The sequence below is a fragment of the Microbispora sp. CA-135349 genome, from assembly GCF_050947365.1.
Classification (GTDB): Bacteria; Actinomycetota; Actinomycetes; order Streptosporangiales; family Streptosporangiaceae; genus Microbispora.
This window is the reverse complement of the sequence record NZ_CP192001.1, coordinates 451,075-473,393: the sequence shown is the minus strand read 5'-3', so window position 1 is coordinate 473,393 and position 22,319 is coordinate 451,075. Positions and strand designations below refer to the sequence as shown.

The following is a 22,319-nucleotide window of genomic DNA, read 5'->3' as shown; positions in this document are numbered from 1 at the left end:
CCGCTTCAGGCGGGCGGGTCCCGCGTACGTGCACGAACGCGTTCAGGGGAGCCTTCCACGTGACCACGACGACGACATCGAAGGGCATCGGCCTACGGTCGGAGCGCGGTCCCGTGCTCGCCGCCATCATGCTCTGCACCGCTCTGGTGGCGCTGGACAGCACGATCATCGCCACCGCGGTGCCGTCCGTCGTCACCGACCTCGGCGGGTTCTCCCAGTTCCCCTGGCTGTTTTCGATCTACCTGCTCACGCAGGCCGTGACCGTCCCCATCTACGGCAAGCTCGCCGACGTCTTCGGGCGCAAGCCGGTGATGTTCTTCGGCATCGCGGCGTTCCTGCTCGGGTCGGTGCTGTGCGGAGTGGCCTGGAGCATGCCGGCGCTGATCGCCTTCCGCGCGATCCAGGGCATCGGGGCCGGGGCGGTGCAGCCGATCAGCATGACGATGGCCGGCGACCTCTACACCGTCGAGGAGCGGGCCCGCGTCCAGGGCTACCTCGCCAGCGTGTGGGGCATGTCGGCCGTCGTCGGCCCGACGCTCGGCGGTGTGTTCTCCGAGTACGTCTCCTGGCGCTGGATCTTCTTCATCAACCTGCCGCTCGGCGCGGTGGCCGCCTGGATGCTCGCGCGGCGCTTCAAGGAGCAGGTGAAGCGGGGCTCGCACCGGATCGACTACACCGGCGCCGTGCTGCTCACCGGCGGATCCTCGCTGCTCATCCTCGGCCTGCTGGAGGGCGGCGTCGCCTGGGACTGGAACTCGGCGCCCAGCCTGCTCATCTTCGCGGCGGGGCTGCTCCTGATCGTCGCCTTCGTGCTCGTGGAGCGCCGCGCGGCCGAGCCGGTGCTGCCGCTGTGGGTCTTCCGCCGCCGCACGCTGACCGGCGGCAACCTGACCTCACTCGGCATCGGCGCCCTCACCATCGGGCTCACCTCGTACGTCCCGACGTACGCGCAGGGCGTGCTGGGCACCGGCGCGCTGGTGGCGGGCTTCGCCCTGGCCGCGCTCACCGTCGGCTGGCCTCTCGCGGCGACGTTCTCCGGCCGTTTCTACATGCGCATCGGATTCCGCGACACCGCGCTGATCGGCGTCGTCGTGGTGGTGGCCGGCACCGTGCTGTGCGCGCTGCTCGGGCAGAACGCGATGATCTGGCAGGTCGCCGTCGCCTGTTTCGTCGTCGGCGTCGGCCTCGGGCTGTCGGCCAGCCCCACGATGGTCGCCGTGCAGTCGGTCGTCGGCTGGGAACGCCGCGGCGTGGTCACCGCGACGAACATGTTCTGCCGTTCGATCGGCAGCACGGTCGGCGCCGCCGTGCTCGGCGCCATCTCCAACGCGACGCTGTCGGACCGCTTCGCCCACCCGCCCGCCGACGTCGCGGGACGCCTGCCCAACAGCCTCGACGCCACGAGCCTGGTGTTGAAGGCCCAGGGCGCGCAGGCCCATACGGCCACCGCGTCCTTCGTCCGGGGCGCGTTGTACGACGCCGTCCACCACATCTTCATCGCGCTCGTCGTGGTGGCCGTGCTCAGCGTCGCCGCGCTGCTGCTCATGCCCCGCCGTACGACCGAGCTGACGTTCGACTGACCGGGGTTCCCTGCCCGCTCGGGGTGGAGGCACGGTCGCCGTGCCCCCACCCCGAGCGCCTTGGCGCTAGCGCCTCCACTGCTCCGCCGGTGACAGTCCGGGGAGCGGCTTGCCGATGAGGGCCAGGGGGATGAAGAAGCAGACCTGGCCGATCGCCATGATGAGCGTGGCCAGCGCCCTGTCGTCGTAGTGCTCACGCGCCTGGGCGTACAGCTCGTCGGAGACGCGCTCCCCCGCCGGGTTCGCGGTGAGGACGGCCTCCACCAGCGCCAGCGCGGCACGTTCGGCTCCGGTGAAGTAGGGGGCGTCCCGCCATGACGCCACTGCGGTGATGCGCTCCTCCGTCTCCCCGGCCTTACGGAGGTTCCCTGTGTGCAAAACGGTCAGGTAGGTGTTGCCGACGATCTGCCCGGCGCGCAGGTGCAGCAGGCTGATGGTGTTCTTCGGGACCGAACCGTTCCCCGTGGCCTTGAACAGGACTTCTCCGATGTCCTTCAGCTCCGGGATGAGCTCGGCGGGGTTGGGCAGACGCGACTGGGAGGCATCCTGCTCGGCGGTCGCGGGTGCGGTCGACATCGTGGGGTCTTCCCTTCCGGTTTTCGTCGTGGTCACCGTTCTGACGGGCCGCAGGCGGTGAAGGTGACCGGCGATGGTGATCCTGTCCGACCCCGGCCGGCCGGCCCGGCTCGACCTCACCCCCATGGAGTCATGACACCCGGTGCGTTCGTCCCCGTCCGGAGGGACGGGGACGAACGCACGCACCGTCAGGAGGCGCCGTCGACGGCGTTCTTCACGACGGGCTCGGCCGGCGGAACCGCACCGTTGACGCTCGTCGCGGCCGGGGTGCCCCCGGCGAGCAGGGAGCGCGCCAGGCCCAGCCCGGTGCCGCCCAGCGTCAGCGCCTTGGCCAGCATCTCCTCGATGCCCTGGGCGCCGTTGAGCACGACCATGTGGTCGACGTTGCCGAACGCCTTCGCGCCGGCCTCGACGATCTGCGGCCAGTTCTCGGCGAGCTGCTGGGCGATGACGGCTTCCTGGTTCTCGCGCAGCGCCTCGGAACGGGCCCTGATCGCCTCGGCCTCGGCCAGACCCTTGGCCTTGGCCGCCTCCGCCTCCGCGAGGCCCTTGGCCTTGGCCGCCTCGGCCTCCGCCAGACCCCGCGCCTTGGCCGCCTCGGCCTCGCCCAGACCGGTCGCCTTGGTCGCCGCCGCAGCGGCCTCACCGCGCACCCGCACCGACTCGGCGTCGGCCGCCGCCGCCTGCTTCACCTGGGACGCCTGGGCGGCGGCGCGCAGCTCGGTCTCCCTGGCCTCCGCCTCGGCCTGGGCGATGCGCGCGTCGCGCTCGGCCTGGGACAGCGTGACGGTCTCGTACGCCTTGGCGTCGGCGGGCTTGCGCACCTGCGACTGGAGCCGCTGCTCGGCGAGCTGGGCCTCCAGCTCCGCGGCCCTCGTCTCCTGGACGACGACCTCCTGACGCGCGGTGGCCTCCGACAGCGGACCGGCCTGGCGCGCCTTGGCCGCCGCCTGGTCCACCTCCGCCTGGTAGCCGGCCTGCTGGATCTGCGACTCGCGGATGGCGGAGGCCTTCTTGGCGGCCGCGACCTGCTCGGCCTCGGTGGCCTCCTGGTCGCGCTGCGCCTCGGCGATGCGCGCGGCGGCGGCGATCTTCGCGGCGTGCGGCTTGCCGAGGTTCGTGATGTAGCCGGTCTCGTCCTCGATCTCCTGGATCTGCAGCGAGTCGACCACCAGGCCGAGCTTGCTCATCTCGTCGGCCGCGGAGCTGCGGGTCTCGCTGGTGAGCCGCTCGCGGTTGAGGATGAGGTCCTCGACGGTCAGGTTGCCGATGATCGAGCGCAGGTGACCGGTGAACAGCTCGTGGATGGCGCCGTTCATCGAGTCCTGCTGGTCGAGGAATCGCCGCGCGGCGTTCGCGATGCTGGTAAAGTCGTCGCCCACCTTGTAGATGATCACGCCGCGCACCTGGACCGGGATGCCCTGCTGGGTCACGCAGTTGACCTGCAGGTTGGTGGCCCGGCTGTCGAGGCGCAGCCGCCGGGCGGTCTGGAAACCGGGCAGCACCGCCGTGCCCTTGCCGGTCACGATCTTGAAGCCGAGGCTGTCGGCCAGCTCGTTCTTGGTGTGCGCGCCAAGGCCCGAGATGATGAGCGCCTCGTTGGGCTCGGCCACGCGCCAGATGGCCTTGAACAGGAGGATGAGGACGATGACGGCGACGATGGCCACACCGCCCACGACCACGATCTCCGTTGGCATGGGAGCCTCCGTGCAGTGGGGGGAAGGGAGGAGGGAGCGAGTCAGACGACCGCGCGAGCGACGTAGACGGTGCGCGGGGGCGAGTACTCCACGACGACGACGATGGACCCCACCGGGATCTCCTCGTCCGGAATGCTCGGATAGGCGTAGAACGCCTCGACACCCCCGCGGATGGGCACCATCACTTCGCCGACGAGGCCGGGGCCGATCCTGCCCGTGACCCTGCCCTGTCTGCCGACCACCCGCGTCACCCCGTCGTTTCCACCGCTCCTGGCTGCACCGCGAACGCGCACGTTACCCCGTATCACCGTGCCGTGACAGAGCCGTCTTCCGTACCCTGCCCCGCCGGCCGCGCGATTCGCCCTACTCTGCACCATCACTCAGGAGAACGGAGGGTTTACGCACGAAGTTCCGGTCATGGCGCCGTCTGGTGAATACCCAGGAGACGTCGGGCTCGACCGCCCATCGGAACGCCCCGCGTACCGGGGACGTGCAGAGCAGGGCCGCGAGAACGGCCCCGAAGACCGCCATGGCGGCCACGCCGAGCGGGCTGACGAGAGCGTCGTGGAAGCGCTCTGCCACCTTCACGACGAATCCGTGCAGCAGGTAGGCGTACATCGTGGCGGCGCCCAGGCCGGTGAACCAGGTGCGGCGGCTCGGGGTGACCGCGAGGAACGCCGCGACCAGCAGGGCGCCCACCGCCAGCATGGCGAGCCGGATCAGCGTGCCGGTCAGGTCGTCCACGCCGATCTGGTGGTTGGAGTGACGCCAGCGGATCCACTCCGTCGGCACGAGCGTGTGCACGGCGAACGCCGCGGCGAGCGCCGCCGCCAGGACGGCCCCGCCCGCGATCCTCACCCGGAGCCCGCGCAGCAGGTCGAAGTGCTCCGGTGTGAGCATGAGGCCGAGCACGTAGAACGGCAGCAGGCCGAATGTCCGGTTCATCGACAACTCGTCAGGCAGGGCGCTGGTGCCCGACAGCAGGCACAGCCCGACCGCGATCACCAGGGGCCGGCGCAACTGGTGCCATACGGGCGTGGACAGCCGCCACAGGAACAGCGACATCAGGAACCAGGTCAGATAGTACGGGTCGAGCAGGCTGATCTCGAGCTTGCCGTACAGGAAGAAGCGGGGCAGCGAATAGGCCGTCTCGAAGATGACGTACGGCACCGCGAGACCGCTGATGAGCTTGCGCGCCCTACCCGGGGAAAACGTGAAATTTCGGGACAAATAGCCACTAACGACGATGAAGAGTGGCATATGGAACAGGTAGACGAAGAAGTAGAGCGCGTGCGCCGCGGGGACGTCCCGCAGATCCTCGACGAGGTGCCCGGAGACGACGAGCGCGATGGCCAGGAACTTGGCGTTGTCCAGCAACGGGTCACGGGCGACGGCCACACCGGACGGGCGGGCGGGAGCGGTCACGGTCATGCGGCCGGACCCTAGTCACCCGTCCGTGAGCACCGGCGCAACCGCGGGCGAACACTGCCCGAACTTCTCGTACGGCCGCCCCGGCCCCGCTTCCGCCGTCGTGGATCCGTCCGGCGCCCGAGAATCCGGACGACCGTGTGACCCGGCGTCCGGTCTTCCCGGAGCGTCGCAACGTGCCGCTCTTTCAAGCGGACAGGTTCAAGCGGACAGGTTCAGGCGGACAGGCCGGTGGCGGCGAGGCTCGCGTCCCACAGGGCGGCGGCGAGGGCGGGGTCGGACATCTTCCCCGGCACACGCGCGGGAGCGTTCTTGACGAAGTACCGCCCCGGATGCGCGACGCCGTCGGGGTGGGTCGCGAGATGGACGAGCCGCTCCGCCCCGGCCTCGACCGGCTCGCCCATGCCGGGCAGATGCCACACCACCTTCATGAAGAACGTGCCCTCCGCGAAGCCGGTCTTGAGGACGCCCGGGTGCAGGCACGTGGCGGCCAGGCCGCGCTCCGCGAGCGACACGGTGAACAGCGCGTTGGCCTGCTTGGAGTCGCCGTACTGCAGCCAGCCGTTCCAGCGCCGCCGCTCCCTGGACAGGTCCGCGGGGTCGAGGCCGCCCGTCTTCGCGGCCCGGGACGAGGTGGTGACGACCCGGGCGGACGACGCCGTCAGCCGATCGAGGAGCAGGTTCGTCAGCAGGAACGGCGCCAGGTGATTGACCTGGATCATCCACTCGTTGCCGTCCACGGTGGTCCGGCGGTCGGGCGTCATGACGCCGGCGTTGTTGATCAGCACGTCGATGCGCTCGTACCGCCCCAGCAGCTCGGCCGCCAGGCGGCGCACCTGATCAAGAGAGGAGAAGTCCGCGACGAGCGTGTCCGGGCGGTCGCCGCCCGCCTGCTCCACGCGGTCCGCGACGGCGCGGAGCTTCTCGGGCGTACGGCCCACGAGCACGATTTGATGACCTCGCCGGGCGAGATCAAGGGCAGAAGCTGCACCGATTCCGGCACCAGCCCCAGTGATCACGGTAATCATCGAATCCTCCCACTGCGCCAGAACTGTATCGGTGCTAGCCTTCTGTGCGATCTTCCGGAGGTGCATTTCCCCATAAATGCAGCGCGAGCCTCCAGCAATGCAGGAGTGGCCATGGGTTCCAAAAACCGGTCGATTCGGTTCAAGATCTTTCTGTTGCTGCTCCTACCCTTGCTCATGCTGAGCGCTATGTGGGGCTTTGCCCTGAAGCTCACGGTTGGCGATGGCCTCGTCCTCCTCAACTCCAAGACGCTCTACGACACCATCGGAGCGACCTCCACCGACCTCGGCACCGCGATCCAGACCGAGCGCGCGCTGACCGCCGGCGTGCTGAGCAGTGGTCAGACCACCTCCACCGCGCTCACCGCCCAGCAGGCCAAGACCACCGCCGCCGCGGACAAGTTCAAGAAGTCCGCCGGCGAGGAGGCGACCCGCAACGCCATGAGCGACGAACTCGTGGCGCCCCTGGAGTCCCTGCTGGCCTCCCTCGAACGCCTCCCCTCGATCCGCGAGTCCGTCGCGCTCGGCAAGGCCGACAGGCTGACCGCGATCTCCGCGTACAACACGATCATGGACGATCTGTTCGCGTTGTACGAGCGGCTCGTCTCGGTGCCCGACCTGACCATCTTCCAGCAGGCCAGCGCGATGCAGGGGATGGGCAACGCGCACGAGATGATCACTCGTGAGGACGCGCTCGTACGCGGCGCGCTCGCCAGCGGCGTGATGACGGCCGAGGAGCAGAACGCCTTCAGCGAGTGGGTCGCGACCCGCCGGTTCCTCTACGGCAAGAACCGGCCGGTCCTCGGCGGTGAGATGCGCGCGCCGTACGAGCAGGTGCTCACCTCGCCGCTGTTCGACCGGTTCACCGCACTGGAGAACCAGATCGTCTCCCAGGTGCGCTCCGGCGGGCCGCTCCCCGCCGAGGCCGAGAGGTGGTCGCCGACCGTCGACCAGCTCGTCATCCGGCTCGACTCGGCCCGGTTGAAGGCCTCGGACGCGCTCAGCGCCTCCGCCACGTCGGTCGCCACCGGGATCATGCTTCGCATCCTGATCGCAGGCGGCCTCGGTCTCGTGGTCATCATCGCGACGATCGTCTTCTCCGTCCGGTTCGGCCGCCGTCTCGCCCGCGACCTCGCCGGCCTGCGCGACGCCGCGCTCGAGCTCGCCGACGTACGACTGCCGCAGGTCGTCGAGAAGCTGCGGCGGGGCGAGGACGTGGACGTCGAGGCCGAGGCGCCGGCGATCAAAGCGACGGGATCCAACGAGGTCGAGGACGTCGCCCACGCGTTCAGCTCCGTCCAGCGCACGGCCGTGGAGGCCGCCGTCGGGCAGGCCGCCCTCCGCCGCGGCGTCAGCCAGGTCTTCCTCAACCTGGCCCGCCGCAAGCAGACCCTGCTGCACCGTCAGCTCACGCTGCTCGACGCGATGCAGCGCCGCGCCGAGGACCCGGAGAGCCTGGAGGACCTGTTCCGGCTCGACCACCTGACCACCCGTATGCGCCGCCACGCCGAGAGCCTGATCATCCTGTCCGGCTCCGCACCCGGACGGTCGTGGCGCAAGCCGGTGCCGTTCATCGACGTGGTCCGCGCGGCGATCTCCGAGGTCGAGGACTACACCCGCATCTCCATGGCTCCGATGCCGAACGCCGCCGTCGCCGGCGCGACCGTGGCCGACGTGGTGCACCTGATCGCCGAGCTGCTGGAGAACGCCGCGATCTTCTCGCCCCCGCAGACGAAGGTGGAGGTGCGCGGGGAGGTCGTCGCCAACGGACTCGCGGTGGAGATCGAGGACCGCGGTCTCGGCCTGATGCCCGAGGAGTACGCCGAGATCAACGCGCGGCTGGCCGACCCGCCGGAGTTCGACCTGGCCGACAGCGACCGGCTCGGGCTCTTCGTCGTCGGCCAGCTCGCCGCCCGGCACGAGATCAAGGTGGTCCTGCGGGGCTCGCCGTACGGCGGGACGACGGCGATCGTGCTCATCCCCCGGGCGCTGATGGCGGAGGAAGGCTCGCCCTCGGCGCTCGCGGACCCGCCCGCCCGCGGCGCCCATGCCAGGCCCGCACTCGCCGCCGCCGGCGGCGGCCCCGACACCGACATCTCGCTCAGCGAGACGCTCCACGCCGACCTCGGCCTGGACGGCCCGGTCCCCGCCGGTGGCGCCCGGAGGATCCACACGGTCTCCGGAGAGGTCGCCGAGGACGTCTCCGGCGACATCCCGGCAGACCTCTCCGGAGAGAGCGCGGAGCCTACGGGCGCGTCCGAGCCGTCTCCGTTCTTCACGCCGGCCGTCCTGCGGACCGAGTCCGTGCCCTCCGCCGCACGTGACGACCTGTCGCCGCGGTCCCTCGGCTCCGGCTTCGGGAGCCCGCGCCCTGCCGCCGTTCCCTCCGGTCCGGCCTCCGCTTCGTTCGCCTCTCCGGCCCCCGTCTCGCCCTCCTCCGAGCCGGCGTCCCCCAGGGCGGCCGTGAACGGCCTGGCGCAGCGGACGAGCACCAAGCGGGCCGGAGGCTCCGTCTCCAACGGCACACACGCCGGCCTGCCGCGCAGGGTCCGCCAGGCCAACATCGCCCCGCAACTTCGCGCCCAGCCCCCGCAGGCGCCGCCGCTGTCCGCCCCGCCCGTGGAGGAGCGGTCGCCGGAGGAGGCCAGGGCGACGTTCTCCGCCTTCCAGCGCGGCGCGCTGCGGGGCCGGGAGGACTCCGACCAGCCGGGTGGGGCCGCACCCGGCGATCACGTACACAACACGCACGGCGAGAAGGGTGACGAATGACCGGCAAAGCGACGTCGACCGGCGAACTGAACTGGCTGCTCGACGATCTCATCAGCAGGGTCGCCGCCGTCCGCCAGGCGGTGATCCTCTCCACCGACGGCCTCGTGGTCGGCGCGTCCCAGGGGCTGAGCCGGGAGGACGCGGAGCACCTGTCCGCGGTCGCGGCCGGGTTCCAGAGCCTGGCGCGCGGCGCGGGCAGGCACTTCGGCGGTGGCGAGGTCAGGCAGACCGTCGTCGAGATGGAGGCCGCGTACCTGTTCGTCACGGCCGCGGGCCAGGGCACCTGCCTCGCCGTCCTGGCGGTCTCGGACGCCGACGTGGGCCACATCGCGTACGAGATGGCGATGCTGGTCAAGCGCGTGGGCCAGCACATCTCCACCAATCCCCGGCGGATCTCGCCATGAGATGGGCAGCCACATGACGGGACCCCAGTGGATGGACGAAGAGGCCGGGCCGTTGGTCCGGCCCTACGCGCTGACGGGGGGCCGGGCGCGGGTCTCGGGGGCCAAGCTCGACCTGATCACCATGGTGACCGCGACGAGCGCACCGCGGGACGTTCCCGCCGTGGGCCCGGAGCAGCGGAGGATTCTCGAGCTCGCACGCTACGGCGCGTCGGTGGCGGACATCGCGTCCGACATCGACCTGCCGCTGGGCGTGGTCCGCGTCCTGATCGGGGATCTGCACGATCTCGGACTCGTCGACGTACGGGCTCCGGGCACGGTTGCGCCGCTGCCAAGTGAGCGCATTCTCAAGGAAGTGATCAATGGCCTTCGCGCCCTCTGAGGAGCCGGTCGCCCTCAAGATATTGGTGGCCGGCGGCTTCGGCGTCGGCAAGACCACGCTGGTCGGCGCGATCAGCGAGATTCGCCCCCTGCGTACGGAGGAGGTGCTGTCCGACCGCGGCGTCGGTGTCGACGACACCGACGGTGTGGAAGGCAAGACGACCACGACGGTGGCGATGGACTTCGGCCGCATCACCATCAGGGAAGGGCTCGTGGTCTACCTGTTCGGCACCCCCGGGCAGGAGCGCTTCTGGTTCATGTGGGACGAGTTGTCCTACGGAGCACTCGGGGCGGTCGTGCTGGCCGACACCCGGAGGCTGACGGACTGTTTCCCCTCGATCGACTACTTCGAGCAGCGCGGCACGCCGTTCATCGTCGCCGTGAACTGCTTCGAAGGCGCCGATCGGCACGAGGCCGAGGACGTGCGGATCGCGCTCGACCTCGACCCGGACGTCCCCGTCCTGCTCTGCGACGTACGACGCCGCCCCTCGGCCAAGGTCGTGCTCGTCACGCTCGTGGAGCACGCGCTCAAGATGCTGACGGCCGCCCAGCGCTGACCTGCCCGCGTGGCCGGGGCCGAGCCGGGCCCCGGCCAGGGCCGGACATGTCCCCATGGAGCACTGTCCCCTATTTGGCGCTGTCCTCGGCGAGGGTGTGCGCGACGAGGGCGTTCGCGTGTCCGTGTCCCAGTCCGTGCTCGCTCTTGAGCCAGGAGACGAGGTCCATGTGCTTGGTCAGCGGCGAGCGGCGGATGAGCTCCTTCCACTCGGCGATCGGTCGGCCGTACTTCTCCTCGATCGAGGGGAAATAGCTGGCGGGGCCCTTAACCGGCTCGGTCATGTCGTGTTCTGTCCGTCCAAGTCGCAATTGTGGTCAGTTGCGTGCGACAGTGTGCCGCACAGGAGCGCGGAGGGCATCTCCCGTTCGGCGGAGACGATCACCTCTGAGGGGACCGGCCACGCACCGGCGGCTGGAGTACGACCATGACCAACGGGTGGGCGGCCGAGGCCGTCGCACGCCTGGACCGGGAGCGGGCTCAGGCGGGCACGACACCGCTCCGCGAGTTTCCGCTGCCCCGCGCGTGGGGCGTGCGGCTGCGGCTGAAGGACGAGTCGGCGCAGCCCACCGGGGGTCTCAAGCACCGGCTGGCGCGCGCCCTGTTCGCCCAGGCGATCACCTCGGGGCACATCACCGAGGGGACGACCGTGGTCGACGCCACCGGCGGTCCCATGGCGGTCGCCGAGGCCTGGTTCGCCCGGCTGCTCGGCCTGCCGTACATCGCGGTGATGCCGAAGAAGTCGTCCGGTGCCGGTGTCGAGCGGCTGGGCGGCACCTGCCGGCACGTCGATCCTCCGCTCGCCGTGTACGAGGAGGCCGCCCGCCTGTCCGACGAGATCGGGGGTCACTACCTCGATCACTACCGCTCGGCCGCCGCGGTCGACTGGCGTGGCGCGAGCCTGGCCGACGAGCTGTTCGGGCAGCTCGACGGCTGCCCCCGCTGGATCGTGGCCGGGGCGGGCACCGGCGCCACGTCCGCCGCCATCGGACGACACCTGCGGGCCCACGGCCTGCCGGGAGGGCTGGCCGTGGCCGATCCGGAGAACTCCGCCTACTTCCCCGGCTGGGCCACCTGCGCCCCTGACTACGCCACGGGCATGCCCAGCCGCATCGAGGGCGTCGGCCGGCCACGGATGGAGCCCGCCTTCGACTCCGCGCTCGTCGACCTGGTCGTCCCCGTGCCCGACGCCGCGAGCGTGGCCGCCGCCCGCTACGTCCGGCGGGTGACCGGCCTCGCGGTCGGCCCCGCGACGGGGACGAATCTGTGGGCGGCCCTCGAACTGATCACCCGGATGCGCGACAGGGGCGAGCGGGGCGACGTGGTCAGCGTGATCGGCGACGCGGGCGAGCGCCATCTCGCGACCTGCCACGACGACGCCTGGGCGGCGGGCAGGGGCCTCGACTGGCGGCCGTACGCCGAGCGCCTGCACGACCTGCTCGGCGAAGTTTGATCCCTCGTGGTGCCGGCGTGCTCGTGCTCCCCAATGGGACCTCATGGGAGGCCCTCCACGCCACACCCACCAGGTGCAGGGGTTCTGGGACGGATGGCTGCGCGGACGCTCCAACTCCTGGATCGACGGGAACCGTTCATTCCTTCTGACCCGTCATCATGAATTGATCCGAGCCCTCAACCAGTGCCCGGCTGCCAGAATCCCGCCCGGGGCGAAGATCGGCGGGAGGGCACGGGTAACACGCACAGCAGGGCTTGACCTGTCAGACACGACGTGGATTCGTGCAGGAGGAGCGGTGGAGCACGAGCCGGTGAGATCGGCGCGACGGTGGGTCCTCTGGTCCGTGGCCCTGAGCGTCCTCGCCTCCCTTCTCCTCCTTGTCGTGCCGGTTTTCGCGTCGGAAACCCCCGGCGGGACCAGTGTGGAACACGCGATGGACGTCATCGGCCCTCGCGCGCTCCTCGTCCTCGTCCCGTCGGGGATCGCTCTGCTGACGCTGCTGGCCTTCCAGATCGGCGGGACGTCGCGCAGGGCGGTGGCTCTCACCGGAGCGATCCTGCTGGGGGCATGCTGCCTCCTGACCCTGCCCTCGGTGGGGTTGCTCTTCCTGCCGTCCGCGGTATGCATGCTCGTCGCATTCGGACGGTCGCCGGTCACCGGTCGATGACGGCGGCCGATGACGGCAGCGAACGACGGCGGCCGATGACACCGCACGCCGGGCCACGCGGCGCCCCCGCGCCCGCGCGACCCGGCGTGCCGCCCCTCCGCCCCGCAACCGGTGGACACGGTTCAGCGGCGAACACGGTCCAGCGGGCGAACACGGTCCAGCGGGCGAACACGGCTCATCGGTGAACGCTGCTCATCGGTGAACCAGGAAGCCGGCGCGCCGGCCGCTCATTCGTTCGCGCAGCCACGGCCCCCAGGTGAGCTGCGTCAGCCGTACGGCGAGCACTCCGAGGACGGCCACCTCGGCGGTGAGGAGAAGCCGCTCCACCAGGCCGATCATGACGCCATGGCCGGGCAGCGCGACGTACGTGATGACCGCCAGGCCGAGACCGGAGGCGAGCGCCGACCACTCCAGCGGCCGGACGGCGGCCTTCCATCGCTCGTCCTGTCCCAGGCGGCCCACCAACTGGATGGCGGCGGCGGGGACGCTCACGAAGGCCGTCACCGACAGGACGCCGTGAAGGTCCCCCTGCCAGGCGGCGCCCGACGGGACCACGGCCGCGCCGATGAGCGAGACACTCCACAGGCCGATCAGGCGGGCGGGCCAGCCGTCCACCGGGGCGTCGAGCGCGCGCATTCCGGCCAGCAGCGCGAGCGAGGCCAGGCCGAGGACGGCCATGGCCGTCTCGATGGCGCCGCCCCCGTCGCGGGCGGCGTACTCGCTGATCGTCATGGAGACGGGGTCCAGGGAGGGATCCCCGCCCACCTGCGCCGCCACCACGGTGACGACCGCGAGCAGGATGCCGCCGCCGGCGAGCAGGGGATAGATCCTCTTGACCATAAGGAGAGAATCCCGCGAACAGCCCGTTCCTAACATCCGGGACAACGCGTAGTTCCCCCCGAGAAGGGGTCAGGGTCGTCTCAGGGTGGGGCCCCGGGGTCACCCGGGGGCCCCACCCTGAGACGTCACTCCTGCGCGGCTTCGTGGTAGCGCTCGCGCAGGCCCGAGGTGGGGTCGGCCTCGTACCGCTCGGTGGCGCCGGTGTCCCACACCGGCGGTTCCGGCTCCCCGGACAGCAGCCAGGCGGCCTGCTTGGCCGCGCCGTCCGCGACGTACTCCCCCGGAGTGGGGACGAGCACCGGACGCCCGAATACGGTCGGGGCGATGCGACGCACGGCCTCCGAGCGCGCGCCGCCGCCGATGAGCAGCACGCGCTGCGGCTCGACGCCGAGAGCGTCCAGCGCGTCGGCGAGCCCGCAGAGCATGCCCTCCACCGCGGCCCTGGCCAGGTGCTCCGGGGTGGAGTTGCCCAGCCGCAGGCCGTGCAGCGAACCGGTGGCGTCGGGCAGGTTCGGGGTGCGCTCCCCTTCCAGGTACGGCACGAGCACCAGCCCGTCCGCACCCGCGGGGGCCCGCAGAGCCAGGTCGCTCAGCTCCTGGGGCGTGACCCGGAGCATCCGGGCCGCCGCGTCCAGCACCCGCGCCGCGTTCAACGTGCACACCAGCGGGAGGTAGTGCCCGGTGGCGTCGGCGAACCCGGCGACCGCCCCGGAGGGGTCGGCGGACGGGCCCTCGGCGACGGCGAACGCCGTCCCGGAGGTGCCGATGGACACGACCACGTCGCCGGGCCGCATGCCGACGCCGAGCGCCGCCGCCATGTTGTCACCCGTGCCGGGCGCGAGCAGCGCGCCACCCTGCTCGGCCGTTCCCGCCTGTTCCGCGGGACCGAGCACGCGGGGCAGGTCCGGAACCCTGCCCATGGCGAGTTCGAGCAGGTCCGTCCGGTACTCCCCGGTCGCCGGCGACCAGTAACCGGTGCCCGAGGCGTCGCCCCGGTCCGTCGTGATCGCGCCCCGCCGCCCGGCCAGCCGCCAGGTGAGCCAGTCGTGCGGCAGGCACACCGATCGCGTACGGCGCGCGTTGTCCGGCTCATTGCGGGCGAGCCAGCGAAGCTTGGTCACCGTGAAGGAGGCCACCGGAACGCTGCCGACGGCCTCGGCCCACGCCTTCGGGCCGCCGAGTTCGGCGACCAGGTCGGCCGCCGCCCCGGCCGAGCGGGTGTCGTTCCACAGCAGTGCGGGCCGGACCACCTCGCCGTCCTCGTCGAGGCAGACCATGCCGTGCTGCTGCGCGCCCACGCTGACGGCGGCGACGTCCGCCAGACCTCCCGCCTGCTCGATCGCGCTCTGCAGCGCGGTCCACCAGTGCTCGGGATGGACCTCCGTGCCGTCCGGGTGGGGGGCGCGGCCCTCGCGCACGAGGGCCCCGCTCTCCGCGTCCCGGACCACGACCTTGCAGCTCTGGGTCGACGAGTCGACCCCCGCCACGAGCGTCACAGTCGTCTCTCCGCTCTCAATGGACCGTTCAGCCGCGCACGCCGAGGAGGTGCTCGATCGCGAGCTGGTTCAGCCGGGTGAAGTGGAAGCCGCGCGCCGCCACCGCGTCCACGTCGATCGACTCGGCGAGGACGTCGTCGTACGTCTCGCCCGCGGCGAGGGTCGGCTGCGCCAGCTCGTTGTACTTGCTGGCCTCCAGCGCCTCCTGCACCTCGGGGTCGGCGCGGTAGGCCTTCGACTTCTCCTTGAGGATGAGGTAGGTCCGCATGTTGGCCGCGGCCGAGTCCCAGACGTCCTGCTTGTCCTCGGTGCGCAGCGGCTTGTAGTCGAAGTGGCGCGGGCCGTCGTAGCCACCGTTCTCCAGCAGGTCGACGAGGAAGAACGCGTTCTTCACGTCGCCGTGGCCGAAGATGAGGTCCTGGTCGAACCGCGGGCCGTGCTGGCCGTTGAGGTCGATGTGGAACAGCTTGCCGTGCCACAGCGCCTGCGCGATGCCGTGCACGAAGTTCATGCCGGCCATCTGCTCGTGACCGGTCTCGGGGTTGAGGCCCACCATCTCGGGGTGCTCGAGCGAGTTGATGAACGCCAGGGCGTGCCCGATCGTCGGGAGCAGGATGTCGCCGCGCGGCTCGTTCGGCTTGGGCTCGACGGCGAAGCGGATGTCGTAGCCCTTGTCGATCACGTACTGGCACAGGAGGTCGAAGCCCTCCTTGTAGCGGTCGAGCGCGACCCGCACGTCCTTGGCGGCCTCGGACTCGGCGCCCTCACGGCCGCCCCAGCACACGTACGTCTTCGCGCCCAGCTCGGCGGCGAGGTCGATGTTGCGCATGACCTTGCGCAGCGCGTAGCGCCGGACCTCGCGGTCGTTGCTGGTGAACCCGCCGTCCTTGAAGATCGGGTGGGTGAACAGGTTGGTGGTGGCCATCGGCACCTTCATGCCGGTGTCGGCCAGCGCCTTCTTGAAGTTCTCGATCGCCTTGGCCCGGTCCGACTCCACCGCGAGGAGGTCGTCGTCGTGGAAGGTGACACCGTACGCGCCGAGCTCGGCCAGGCGGTGGACGCTCTCGACCGGGTCCAGCGGAGCCCGGGACGCGTCGCCGAACTGGTCGCGCGCCTGCCAGCCGACGGTCCACAGCCCGAACGTGAAGCGGTCCTCGGGAGTGGGGGTGTACATAAGTCGCCTCCGAATTAGTCTACGTTGTGGACTAAATATCGGACGTGATGAGCCGCAGGGTCAAGAGGGTGTGTGCGTATTCTCAACGTCCGCCGGTGGAGGATGTGATGCCCGTCCGCGAGGCGGGCGGCGGGACGACGACGAAGGGGCGCGATGACGCAGGCGTTACGACGTGAGACGGAAGGTGTGTGAAGGGTGCGATGACGCAGGCCGTGCGGCATGACGCGATGCGCGCGCGGAACCTGGCGCTCGTCCTCGGCGCGGTCGGCGCCCGGGGCTCGGTGACGCGCGCCGCGCTCGCCGAGATGACCGGCCTGACCAAGACGACCGTGTCCAAGCTCGTCGGCGACCTCATCGAGGGCGGGCTCGTGGTGGAGACCGGGACCGTGCGCGACGGCGAGCGCGGCAGGCCGGGGGTCGAGATCCGGATCAGCGGGCAGCACGTCGCCGCCCTCGGGCTGGAGATCAACGTCGACTATCTCGCGGCGTGCGTGGTCGACCTCGCCCGGACCGTACGGCTGCGCCGTAGTACACAGGCTGTGGACAACCGGGCCGCATCCCCTGTGGATGTGATCGCGCGACTTGGGGATTTGGCCGCATCGGTTGTGGACGAAGCTGTGGAGAAAGGTCTGCGGGTGGTGGGCGGCGTGCTGGCCGTCCCGGGCCCCGTGGACATGACCAGCGGGGTCGTCCACAACGCGCCGAACCTGGGATGGCGCGACGTGCCGCTGGCCTCGCTCCTGCGGTTCCCCTTTCCCGTAGGCGTGGAGAACGAGGCCAACCTGGCCGCGCTCGGCGAGCTGTGGTTCGGGTCCGGGCTGCCCGATTTCCTGCACGTGTCGGGAGAGATCGGCATCGGGGCGGGCCTCGTGGTCCGCGGCCGGCTCTTCCGGGGCGCGCACGGCTTCGCCGGAGAGCTCGGGCACGTCGTCGTCTCCCCTGACGGCCCGCAGTGCCGCTGTGGCGGCCGGGGGTGCCTCGAGCAGTACGCCGGTCAGGACGCCCTCCAGACCGCCGCCCGCGGCGCCGCCGCCCCGGTCCGCCCCGCCCCCGGGACGCGGCCCGCCACCGGTACGCGGCCTGCCACGACCTCCGGGGACGCGCCCGCCGGCTCCCCCCGCGAAGGCACGGACGCGCCCGCCGGCGCGCCGGGGACGCTCCTTCCCGCGCAGCAGGGCGTGTCATGGCTGCTCTCCCGGCTCCGGGAGGGCGACCCGGACGCGCGTGCCGCCTGTGAGCGGGCGGCCTGGGCGCTCGGCGTGGCCCTGTCGTCGGCGGTCAACCTCGTGGATCCCGACGCGATCGTCCTCGGCGGGATCTACGCGCCGCTCTTCCCCTGGATCGGCCACATGGTCGCCGACACGCTGAAGGCCCGCCTCGGTCAGATGCGCGGCGCCGTACCACCCGTGGTCGTGTCACGGCTCGGCGCCGAGGCCGCCGCCCTCGGCGCGGCCGGCCAGGTGATCGAGCAGGTCATGGCCGACCCCGCCGCCCTCCTCCAGCATTAAGTCGTGTCCGGACGTCGGCTACCGAATCGCCACTCGGTGGCGTGCGGCCGGTGACACGGATTCCGGATCTGTCGCATGACTCTTATCGTCGCGGCTGCCGCTCAGCGTCGCGCGTCGCCGGCCGGTGGCGCGGAGTCCTCCACGAAGCGAGGACGGCAGGCGAACCAGCCGGCGATCACCCCTGGGACGGCGCTCGCGGCGAGCACCAGGAGCGGGATCGACCACGATCCGGTCGCCTCGCGCAGCAGGCCCAAACCGATGGGACCGAAGCACGCCAGCCCATAGCCGATGCCCTGAACGAAGCCCGACACGGCGGAGGCCGTCTGCGGGCTCTTGGTCCGGCGGTTGATGAGGGTCATGCAGAGCGGGAAGGTGCTCACCCCGATTCCCAGTGCGCATGCCCACACCAGCGTGCCGTCGAGCGGGGACAGGAGCATGCCCAGGTATCCCGCCACCAGGAAGATCGCACACCCGACGACCACGATGAACGGGTTCTTCATGCGCGTGGCCAGGTGGGGAACCACCAAGGCCGCGAGCATGCCCCATGCCGAGTAGAGCGCGACCATGGAGCCGCCCAGGGCCGCGCTGCCTCCCGCGTCGGTGAGCACCGCCGGGACCCAGGTGATGATCCCGTAGTTGGACAGCGAAATCATCGCGAAGAGGATCACCAGGCCCCAGACGGTTGACGACCGGCTGATCCTCGGTCTCGCATCGGCCGCCGTCACGGCCGCGGGCGCGTGGTGATCGGCGGGCAGCCTGACCGCCAGGATGAGCCAGACCACGCCGGCCACGGCAGCCGGTCCCGCCCAGATGCCTACCGAGAACCGCCACGTCGCCGCTTCTGCCACCGGGACCGCGAGGAGCGGAGCGATGAACTGGCCCGCCTGCATGAGGATCAGGTAAAGCGAAGTCCCCAGGGCCAGTCGATCGGCGAACCATGCCTTCACCAACGGAACGACCACGACGTTGGCGGCTCCGATTCCGGCCAGTGCCAGGACGGTCGAAAGCACCAGCAACAAGGGCGTTGGAGAGAAGGCGCGCATCAGGATCGACAGAGCCGTCAGGCCCAGCGCCACAGTGGCCGTGCGCTCGAGTCCGAACTTCCTCGTCACCGCCGGGGCGAGGAACCCGAAGACGCCGAAGGACACCGCCGGCACGGTGCCGAGCAGGCCGGCAAGCGTCACCCCGAAGCCGAGATCGGATCCGATGATCTCCAGAAGCGGAGTGAACCCGGTCACGGCCGTGCGCAGGTTGACCGCTGTCAGGGCGATGGCGAGCCAGGCCCACAAGGTCAGACGCCCACGATGCAACGGAACGAGCGACGAGGAGAGCGTTGCCACGTTATACTCCATTGTAATGTTAGCAGATGATGGGGTTATGGGATGAGTTACGGAGAGTCTGGCACGCGCCGGCCCATGCGTCGAGTGGGACTCATCGACCAGGCCGCCGAGCGCTTCCGCGAGGAGGTGGTCTCCGGACGCTGGCCGGTCGGCGAGCAGATACCGACCGAGGCCGCACTGGTCGCGGAGTTCGGGATCGGTCGTAACACGGTGCGCGAGGCGCTGCAGTCGCTGGTGCACGCGGGTCTGCTGCGCCGCGAGCAGGGCCGGGGCACCTTCGTCATCTCCAGCTCCGAGCTGACAGGCACTCTTGAACGTCAGCTCGCCGGCGGCACCCGTCGCCACTACCTGGAACTACGCCTTGCCCTTGACAGCGCCGCGGCGTCACTGGCCGCGTCGAACCGCTCGGACGCCGACATCGAGCTGCTCCGCGAGCTGCGCGACCGCCGAGAAGCGAGCTGGTCGACCGATGATCTCGACCTGCGAGCGAGCGCCGACCTCGCCCTGCACCGCGCGATCGTGGCAGCGACGCACAACCCTCTCTACGTCAAGCTGTACTCCAGCATGCTCGACGTCTTCGCCGCCCACATGCGCGACGAGAAGAACGAGGACGAGGACGCGGCACACCGCCACCACCACGAGCTGGTCGAGGCGATCGCGGACGGGGACGCCGACCGCGCCGCCATGAAGGTGGCTTCCATCTTCAAACCCTTCATGTGCTGAACCACGCAATCGCCTCCCCGCTCGGGCCAGGCGTCACCGCGCCTGCGGACGTCTGCACGCCGAGCGCGCTCGGGTCCCCTCGGCCGTCCCGATGACCGTTGCGGAGGCCGTCCCGGGTGAGCGTGCGGACCCCGTTGTCCCTGGGGCGGCCGGACGGCTCACAGACCCGAGGGGTCGCGGCCGAGACTGATCTCCTCGGCGATGCGCCGCAGCTCGTCGGCGGCCAGCCGGGGCGTGCCGGGCAGGCCGGCGGCCAGCGCCGAGACCACCTGGTGGTACGGCGCACCGGCATGACGGACGGCGACCTCGTGCACCGCCCGGAACAGGACCAGGTTGTCCTCGTGCTCCCGCGTCGCCCTGTCCACGATCATGACGCCCCCTTCGCCGGCCTCGTCGCCGGCACCCGCTACCGGACCGCCCGCGTCCGGCGTCGCGCGAAACGCCGGCGGACGGCTCGCCACCCCCCGGCGGCTTGCCCGTGGGCAACCGTACGGCCTGCCACCGACAGTTTGTGGGGAACCCGGCGAGGTACAATTACTTGAGAGTTCAAGTTTTGGGGAGGGCGTCATGCCGGTCCAGCGACTCAACCACGCCGTGCTGTACGTGCGGGACGTCTCCCGCAGCGTGGCCTTCTACCAGGAGGCCCTCGGGTTCCGCGTCGTGCAGGCGTTCCCCGGGGCGGCGTTCCTGCAGGCCGAGGGATCCTCGAACGACCACGACCTCGGGCTGTTCCAGATCGGGGCGCAGGCGGGGCCGTCGGCCGCCGGGCGCGCGACGGTCGGCCTCTACCACCTCGCGTGGGAGGTGGACACGCTCGCCGAGCTGCACCGGATCGCGACCACGCTGACGGAGATGAACGCCCTGGTCGGGGCGTCCGACCACTCCACCACCAAGGCCCTCTACGCGAAGGACCCGGACGGGCTGGAGTTCGAGGTCTCCTGGCTGGTGCCCGCCGACCTGCTCACCGACGAGATCCTGGAGGGACGTACCCAGATCAGGCCGCTCGACCTCGCGAAGGAACTGGAGCGGTTCGGCGCGCAGACGCGTGGCGGAGTCGGCGTCAGCGTCTGATCCGGCCCTCACGGGCCGCCGTCGCAGCCGGCCGCGGCCCGCTGGCCGACCTGTTCGTGCCACTTATCGCAAACGCCCTTCTTTCGGCCGCCCGGGAGCCTTACCATGATCACGGTCTGGACCGGTACGGCGAGGGAGCAGGACGGATCGTGGCCGACGACAAGTACGTGAGCGGTGCCCCTGCGGAGAACGAGCAGGCGGAAGCCAGGATCGACACGAGCAAGCCGAGTATCGCCCGTGTCTACGACTTCTTCCTCGGCGGCAAGGACAACTTCGCCATCGACCGGCAGGTGGGCGAGGCGACGTTGCAGATCGCGCCGGACGCTCCCGCGGCGGGCCGCGCGAACCGCGCCTTCCTCCGGCGCGTCGTCCGTCACCTCGCGGCCGAGGCGGGCATCCGGCAGTTCGTCGACATCGGCTCGGGCCTGCCGACCCAGGGCAACGTGCACGAGGTGGCCCAGCAGGTCGACCCGCAGGCGCGGGTCGTCTACGTCGACAACGACCCGATCGTGCTCGCGCACGGCCGGGCGCTGCTCGCCACGAACGGGAGCACCACCGTCATCGAGGCCGACATCCGCGATCCCGAGTCGATCCTCAACCATCCCGCGGTAGGGGCGCTCATCGATTTCGACCAGCCGGTGGCCCTGCTGCTGTTCGCGATCCTGCACCACGTCAACGACGACGAGGACCCTCAGGCGATCGCCGCCCGCTTCCGCGCGGCCCTGCCCTCCGGCAGCTATCTGGCGCTGTCCCATTTCCACAACCCGGGCCCGGCCATGCCCGAGGTGTCGGCGCAGGCCACGTCGGCCGAGAAGCTGTTCAACGAGCACCTGGGCACGGGCCGGTGGCGCACCCGCGACGAGATCCTGGCCTACTTCGGCGATATGCCGCTCCTCGACCCCGGTCTGGTGCCGCTCGCCGAGTGGCGGCCGGACCCCGACGAGTTCGTCGATCGCGGCATCACCTATCACACCTTCGTCGGCGGTGTGGCACATAAACCCTGAAAAGCTCTTCATGCGTTAAACGTGAGTTACGTCACGGCCTCGTCGTACGGCCTGCGCGCAGTCGCCGCAGGCCACAGGGTCCGTGGCCGGTGCGACGGCCTGCGGCCCCCGGTGACCCGGACGGCGGTTCGGTTGACATCGGTCAGCAGCGACGGTGATGCTCGGAGGTGGCTGCCCCTCTACAGGAAGGCGGCACCGTCATGATGACCGTCAACGGGTCGTTCGAATCGGCCCTCAGCAAGAAGACCCTGCTCTACCTCGACAAGCAACTGGTCGTACGCGCCTCCCAGGACGGCTCCGTACGGCTGATCGGGCAGATCGATCTCACCAACGGCGACGCCATCGCCGGCGCCCTGCACAGGCAGTGGACGAGGCCGGGGACCGGGACCGTGGACGTCGCCGAGCTCCAGTTCATCGATCTCTACGGCCTGCGCGCTCTGGCCCTGCTGTCCGACACCCCCCTGGGCCGGCCGATCCGGCTGCACAACGTCAAGCCCGGGCTGCGCAAGCTGCTCGGCATGCTCGACTGGCCCGCTTTCACCATCGGGTGATCCCGCGACCGCGCGCGGGCCCCACGGCCACGCCGACCGCGGACGGCCGTGTTTCTCTCTTTCGCGGTTTCTCTCGCTC

23 protein-coding genes are annotated in these 22,319 nt (G+C 70.7%); 12 read left to right on the top strand and 11 right to left on the bottom strand.

The annotated features are described in order from the left end of the window. Window positions 1-59: 59 nt before the first annotated feature. Window positions 60-1,580, top strand: coding sequence for an MDR family MFS transporter (locus ACQPZZ_RS02400; protein WP_432928505.1), 1,521 nt, complete (start codon window positions 60-62; stop codon window positions 1,578-1,580). 66 nt (window positions 1,581-1,646) lie between these two features. Here the strand turns inward: ACQPZZ_RS02400 and ACQPZZ_RS02395 are convergent, their stop codons facing one another. The 5 genes from ACQPZZ_RS02395 to ACQPZZ_RS02375 all read right to left on the bottom strand — a co-directional run bounded on the left by ACQPZZ_RS02395 (window position 1,647) and on the right by ACQPZZ_RS02375 (window position 6,309). Then, window positions 1,647-2,156, bottom strand: coding sequence for a carboxymuconolactone decarboxylase family protein (locus tag ACQPZZ_RS02395; protein WP_432928503.1), 510 nt, complete (start codon window positions 2,154-2,156; stop codon window positions 1,647-1,649). A 188-nt stretch (window positions 2,157-2,344) separates the two neighbouring features. Then, window positions 2,345-3,853: an SPFH domain-containing protein gene (locus tag ACQPZZ_RS02390; protein WP_432928501.1), complete on the bottom strand. Its 1,509-nt coding sequence runs from the start codon at window positions 3,851-3,853 to the stop codon at window positions 2,345-2,347. Window positions 3,854-3,894: 41 nt separating this feature from the next. Further along, complete coding sequence (locus tag ACQPZZ_RS02385) at window positions 3,895-4,095, bottom strand: hypothetical protein (protein ID WP_030507699.1); 201 nt, start codon at window positions 4,093-4,095, stop codon at window positions 3,895-3,897. A gap of 121 nt (window positions 4,096-4,216) precedes the next feature. Continuing rightward, window positions 4,217-5,284, bottom strand: a complete 1,068-nt coding sequence (locus tag ACQPZZ_RS02380; protein ID WP_432928499.1) for an acyltransferase family protein — start codon at window positions 5,282-5,284, stop codon at window positions 4,217-4,219. A 212-nt stretch (window positions 5,285-5,496) separates the two neighbouring features. Further along, complete coding sequence (locus tag ACQPZZ_RS02375) at window positions 5,497-6,309, bottom strand: SDR family NAD(P)-dependent oxidoreductase (protein WP_432928497.1); 813 nt, start codon at window positions 6,307-6,309, stop codon at window positions 5,497-5,499. Between the two features lie 186 nt (window positions 6,310-6,495). On the opposite strand from ACQPZZ_RS02375, the gene ACQPZZ_RS02370 reads away from it, so the two are divergent. Genes ACQPZZ_RS02370 through ACQPZZ_RS02355 form a run of 4 tightly spaced genes read left to right on the top strand, consistent with a single transcriptional unit; the run spans window position 6,496 to window position 10,414 of the window. Then, window positions 6,496-9,075 carry a nitrate- and nitrite sensing domain-containing protein gene (locus tag ACQPZZ_RS02370; RefSeq protein WP_432928495.1) on the top strand — a complete coding sequence of 860 codons (2,580 nt, stop codon included), beginning with the start codon at window positions 6,496-6,498 and terminating at the stop codon, window positions 9,073-9,075. Further along, complete coding sequence (locus tag ACQPZZ_RS02365) at window positions 9,072-9,479, top strand: roadblock/LC7 domain-containing protein (protein WP_363635139.1); 408 nt, start codon at window positions 9,072-9,074, stop codon at window positions 9,477-9,479. Before ACQPZZ_RS02370 ends, ACQPZZ_RS02365 begins: the two co-directional genes overlap by 4 nt. Window positions 9,480-9,510: 31 nt before the next feature. Next, window positions 9,511-9,858: a DUF742 domain-containing protein gene (locus ACQPZZ_RS02360; RefSeq protein ID WP_432928493.1), complete on the top strand. Its 348-nt coding sequence runs from the start codon at window positions 9,511-9,513 to the stop codon at window positions 9,856-9,858. Next, window positions 9,839-10,414, top strand: a complete 576-nt coding sequence (locus ACQPZZ_RS02355; protein ID WP_432928491.1) for a GTP-binding protein — start codon at window positions 9,839-9,841, stop codon at window positions 10,412-10,414. The genes ACQPZZ_RS02360 and ACQPZZ_RS02355 overlap by 20 nt, the downstream gene beginning before the upstream one ends. A gap of 70 nt (window positions 10,415-10,484) precedes the next feature. On the opposite strand, the gene ACQPZZ_RS02350 is transcribed toward ACQPZZ_RS02355, so the two are convergent. Continuing rightward, window positions 10,485-10,697, bottom strand: coding sequence for a DUF4287 domain-containing protein (locus ACQPZZ_RS02350; protein ID WP_432928489.1), 213 nt, complete (start codon window positions 10,695-10,697; stop codon window positions 10,485-10,487). 143 nt (window positions 10,698-10,840) lie between these two features. Between ACQPZZ_RS02350 and ACQPZZ_RS02345 the strand changes: the two genes are divergently transcribed. Together ACQPZZ_RS02345 and ACQPZZ_RS02340 are read left to right on the top strand one after the other, a co-directional pair. Beyond that, window positions 10,841-11,866 (top strand): PLP-dependent cysteine synthase family protein, encoded by a 1,026-nt coding sequence (locus tag ACQPZZ_RS02345; RefSeq protein ID WP_432928488.1) that lies wholly within the window; start codon window positions 10,841-10,843, stop codon window positions 11,864-11,866. 382 nt (window positions 11,867-12,248) lie between these two features. Next, window positions 12,249-12,533 carry a hypothetical protein gene (locus tag ACQPZZ_RS02340; protein ID WP_363635149.1) on the top strand — a complete coding sequence of 95 codons (285 nt, stop codon included), beginning with the start codon at window positions 12,249-12,251 and terminating at the stop codon, window positions 12,531-12,533. A gap of 192 nt (window positions 12,534-12,725) precedes the next feature. On the opposite strand, the gene ACQPZZ_RS02335 is transcribed toward ACQPZZ_RS02340, so the two are convergent. The 3 genes from ACQPZZ_RS02335 to xylA all read right to left on the bottom strand — a co-directional run bounded on the left by ACQPZZ_RS02335 (window position 12,726) and on the right by xylA (window position 16,043). After that, complete coding sequence (locus ACQPZZ_RS02335) at window positions 12,726-13,373, bottom strand: DUF998 domain-containing protein (RefSeq protein WP_432928486.1); 648 nt, start codon at window positions 13,371-13,373, stop codon at window positions 12,726-12,728. Window positions 13,374-13,498: 125 nt separating this feature from the next. Beyond that, window positions 13,499-14,869 (bottom strand): xylulokinase, encoded by a 1,371-nt coding sequence (xylB, locus tag ACQPZZ_RS02330; RefSeq protein WP_432928484.1) that lies wholly within the window; start codon window positions 14,867-14,869, stop codon window positions 13,499-13,501. A gap of 28 nt (window positions 14,870-14,897) precedes the next feature. Continuing rightward, window positions 14,898-16,043, bottom strand: coding sequence for a xylose isomerase (xylA, locus tag ACQPZZ_RS02325; RefSeq protein ID WP_363635155.1), 1,146 nt, complete (start codon window positions 16,041-16,043; stop codon window positions 14,898-14,900). A gap of 200 nt (window positions 16,044-16,243) precedes the next feature. On the opposite strand from xylA, the gene ACQPZZ_RS02320 reads away from it, so the two are divergent. Beyond that, window positions 16,244-17,551 carry an ROK family protein gene (locus ACQPZZ_RS02320; protein WP_432928482.1) on the top strand — a complete coding sequence of 436 codons (1,308 nt, stop codon included), beginning with the start codon at window positions 16,244-16,246 and terminating at the stop codon, window positions 17,549-17,551. Between the two features lie 101 nt (window positions 17,552-17,652). On the opposite strand, the gene ACQPZZ_RS02315 is transcribed toward ACQPZZ_RS02320, so the two are convergent. Beyond that, window positions 17,653-18,891, bottom strand: a complete 1,239-nt coding sequence (locus tag ACQPZZ_RS02315) for an MFS transporter (RefSeq protein WP_432928480.1) — start codon at window positions 18,889-18,891, stop codon at window positions 17,653-17,655. 84 nt (window positions 18,892-18,975) lie between these two features. Between ACQPZZ_RS02315 and ACQPZZ_RS02310 the strand changes: the two genes are divergently transcribed. Next, window positions 18,976-19,614 (top strand): FadR/GntR family transcriptional regulator, encoded by a 639-nt coding sequence (locus ACQPZZ_RS02310; RefSeq protein WP_432928478.1) that lies wholly within the window; start codon window positions 18,976-18,978, stop codon window positions 19,612-19,614. Between the two features lie 158 nt (window positions 19,615-19,772). Here the strand turns inward: ACQPZZ_RS02310 and ACQPZZ_RS02305 are convergent, their stop codons facing one another. Next, on the bottom strand, window positions 19,773-19,985 hold the full coding sequence (locus ACQPZZ_RS02305; protein WP_204048993.1) for a hypothetical protein: 213 nt from the start codon (window positions 19,983-19,985) through the stop codon (window positions 19,773-19,775). A gap of 196 nt (window positions 19,986-20,181) precedes the next feature. On the opposite strand from ACQPZZ_RS02305, the gene ACQPZZ_RS02300 reads away from it, so the two are divergent. The 3 genes from ACQPZZ_RS02300 to ACQPZZ_RS02290 all read left to right on the top strand — a co-directional run bounded on the left by ACQPZZ_RS02300 (window position 20,182) and on the right by ACQPZZ_RS02290 (window position 22,240). Next, window positions 20,182-20,685 (top strand): VOC family protein, encoded by a 504-nt coding sequence (locus ACQPZZ_RS02300; protein WP_432928476.1) that lies wholly within the window; start codon window positions 20,182-20,184, stop codon window positions 20,683-20,685. A 149-nt stretch (window positions 20,686-20,834) separates the two neighbouring features. After that, on the top strand, window positions 20,835-21,689 hold the full coding sequence (locus ACQPZZ_RS02295; RefSeq protein WP_432928474.1) for an SAM-dependent methyltransferase: 855 nt from the start codon (window positions 20,835-20,837) through the stop codon (window positions 21,687-21,689). A gap of 200 nt (window positions 21,690-21,889) precedes the next feature. After that, window positions 21,890-22,240, top strand: a complete 351-nt coding sequence (locus ACQPZZ_RS02290; protein WP_432928472.1) for an STAS domain-containing protein — start codon at window positions 21,890-21,892, stop codon at window positions 22,238-22,240. Window positions 22,241-22,319: the final 79 nt, after the last annotated feature.